This window comes from Micromonospora sp. D75, assembly GCF_018070405.1.
Lineage (GTDB): Bacteria > Actinomycetota > Actinomycetes > Mycobacteriales > Micromonosporaceae > Micromonospora > Micromonospora chalcea.
Map to the genome: position 1 here is coordinate 1 of NZ_JAGPXV010000817.1, position 2198 is coordinate 2198.

Here is a 2198-nt window from a genome sequence, read left to right on the forward strand (position 1 = left end):
CGCTGGGCGATCGTGAAACCGCCGTCGGCGAGCGCGGCCACCACCGCCGGGTACGCGGCCGGGTCGGTCACCACCGCGACCGAGGCGTGGTTCTTCGCCGCGGCCCGCACCATCGCCGGGCCGCCGATGTCGATCTGCTCGACACACTCTTCGGTGTCGGCGCCGGAGGCGACGGTGGCCTGGAACGGGTAGAGGTTGGAGACCAGCAGGTCGATGCCGGCGATGCCGTGCTCGTCGAGCTGGGCGGCGTGCGCGTCCTTGCGTAGGTCCGCGAGGAGACCACCGTGGATCTTCGGGTGCAGCGTCTTGACCCGCCCGTCGAGGATCTCCGGGAAGCCGGTGACCTGCTCGACCGGCGTGACCGGCACCCCGGCGCCGGAGATCGTCGACGCGGTGCTCCCGGTCGACACGATCTCCACGCCGGCCCCGTGCAGGGCGCGGGCCAGCTCGGCCAGGCCGGTCTTGTCGTAGACGCTGACCAGCGCGCGCCGGATCGGGCGGCGGCCGGCGTCCTCAGTGGCGTTCACGGGATGGTGACCTTTCTTCCGGTGATCGTCCAGCCTTCACGGACCAGGCGGCCGACCTGCTCGACGAGCTGGCGCCGCTCGGCGGACTTGATGCGCTCGGTGAGCGTGTCCTCGTCGTCGCCGTCGAGCACCGGCACGGCGACCTGGGCCACGATCGGCCCGGTGTCCATCCCGGCGTCGACGAAGAACAGCGTGGCCCCGGTGACCTTCACGCCGTACGCCAGCGCGTCACGGGGGCCGTGGATGCCGGGGAACGCCGGCAGCAGCGTGTTGTGCGTGTTGAGGTAGCGGTCGCCGAACGCGGCCAGGAACTCCGGCCCGACCAGCTTGAGGAACCCGGCGCTGATGACCAGGTCCGGCCGGTGCTCGGCGACCCGCGCGGTGAGCGCCTTGTCCCAGTCGGCGCGGGTGGGGTGGTCCTTGAGCCGCTCGACGAAGGACGGCACGCCGGCGGCGGCGGCCCGGTCCAGGCCGGCGATCCCGTCCCGGTCGGCGCCGACGGCGACGACCCGGGCGCCGTAGCCGGGGTCGGCGGTGGCGTCCAGCAGCGCCTGGAGGTTGCTGCCGGAACCGGAGACGAGGACGACGAGGCGGGCGACGGACGCGGGCTCGGTCACGCGGCAACCCTATCGGGCAGGTCAGGCGCCCCGGCCTCGGGGCGGCGGCTCAACGGTTGACCTCTCGGGTGGCGTGCTCGCGGTACGCTGCCGGTCGCCCGGTGTCCGGCCTCGCGCCCGGCCCGCACCCCCACGAAGAATCCGGCACGCCGCGTGCCGTCGGACCGAGGAGTACGTCGCATGCAGCCCGGATACCCCCCGCAGCAGCCGCAGCAGATCGACAACAACATGACGATGTCCATCGTCGCGATCTTCCTGTTCTGGCCGCTCGCGATCCCGGCCATCATCAACGCGTCGAAGGTCAACCCGCTGATCCAGCAGGGCGACTACGCCGGCGCCCAGGCTGCCGCCGCCGAGTCCAAGAAGTGGTCCAAGTGGGCCCTCATCGCCGGCCTGGCCTGGATCGCCATCATCGTGGTGGGATGTTGCCTCCTCGGCGGCCTGGCTGGTATCGCCGGCAACAGCGGCAGCAACTGACGCACAACCGAACCGAACCTGAGGAGCACCCAGACATGCAGCCCGGTTACCCCGGCCAGGACCCGTACGGCCAGCAGCCGAACCAGGACCCGACCGCTCAGCCGAACGACCCGTACGCCCAGCCGCCGCAGGCCCCGCAGTACGGCCAGCAGCCGCAGTACGGGCAGCAGCCGACGTCGGGCCAGCCGTACGGCCAGCCCACCTCGGGTCAGCCCGCCTACGGCCAGGACCCGTACGCGCAGCAGCAGCCGCCGTACGGTGCCGCGCCGCAGTACCCGACCGCCGGCTACCCGGCCGGCCCGGCGCAGGGTCAGGGCCAGAACAACACCATGGGCCTGGCCGGCATGATCGTCGGCATCGCCTCGATCGTGCTCGGCCTGTGCTGCCCGCTGCTGGGTGTCCCGGCCGGCATCGTGGCGGTCGTCCTCGGCGTGCTCGGCCAGAAGAAGGTCCAGGCGGGCGAGGCCAGCAACGCCGGCCAGGCGCGGGCCGCCCTGATCTGCGGCGCCGTCGGCGTGGTCGTCGGCATCGTCAGCGCCATCGCGGGCGCTGCGATCAACATGAACAACTTCGGCGC

Annotated in this window: 3 protein-coding genes and 1 pseudogene; 2 read left to right on the top strand and 2 right to left on the bottom strand. The window is 72.5% G+C overall.

The features are described 5' to 3' along the window. Nucleotides 1-527: pseudogene (purH, locus tag KBX39_RS29465) on the bottom strand (bifunctional phosphoribosylaminoimidazolecarboxamide formyltransferase/IMP cyclohydrolase); the annotation flags it as partial. Continuing rightward, complete coding sequence (purN, locus tag KBX39_RS29470; RefSeq protein WP_073828854.1) at nt 524-1144, bottom strand: phosphoribosylglycinamide formyltransferase; 621 nt, start codon at nt 1142-1144, stop codon at nt 524-526. The gene purN and the pseudogene purH, both read right to left, overlap by 4 nt. A gap of 180 nt (nt 1145-1324) precedes the next feature. Here purN and KBX39_RS29475 point away from each other — a divergent pair, with 180 nt between their 5' ends. Together KBX39_RS29475 and KBX39_RS29480 are read left to right on the top strand one after the other, a co-directional pair. Beyond that, nucleotides 1325-1621: a CD225/dispanin family protein gene (locus tag KBX39_RS29475; protein ID WP_043328361.1), complete on the top strand. Its 297-nt coding sequence runs from the start codon at nt 1325-1327 to the stop codon at nt 1619-1621. A 35-nt stretch (nt 1622-1656) separates the two neighbouring features. Next, nucleotides 1657-2198: DUF4190 domain-containing protein (locus KBX39_RS29480; RefSeq protein ID WP_043328360.1), on the top strand; the 542-nt coding region annotated here is incomplete at its 3' end.

Excerpts from the sequence above, each read along its gene's own strand:
- KBX39_RS29475 (WP_043328361.1), top strand. The coding sequence starts at position 1,325 with ATGCAGCCCGGATACCCCCCGCAGCAGCCGCAGCAGATCGACAACAAC.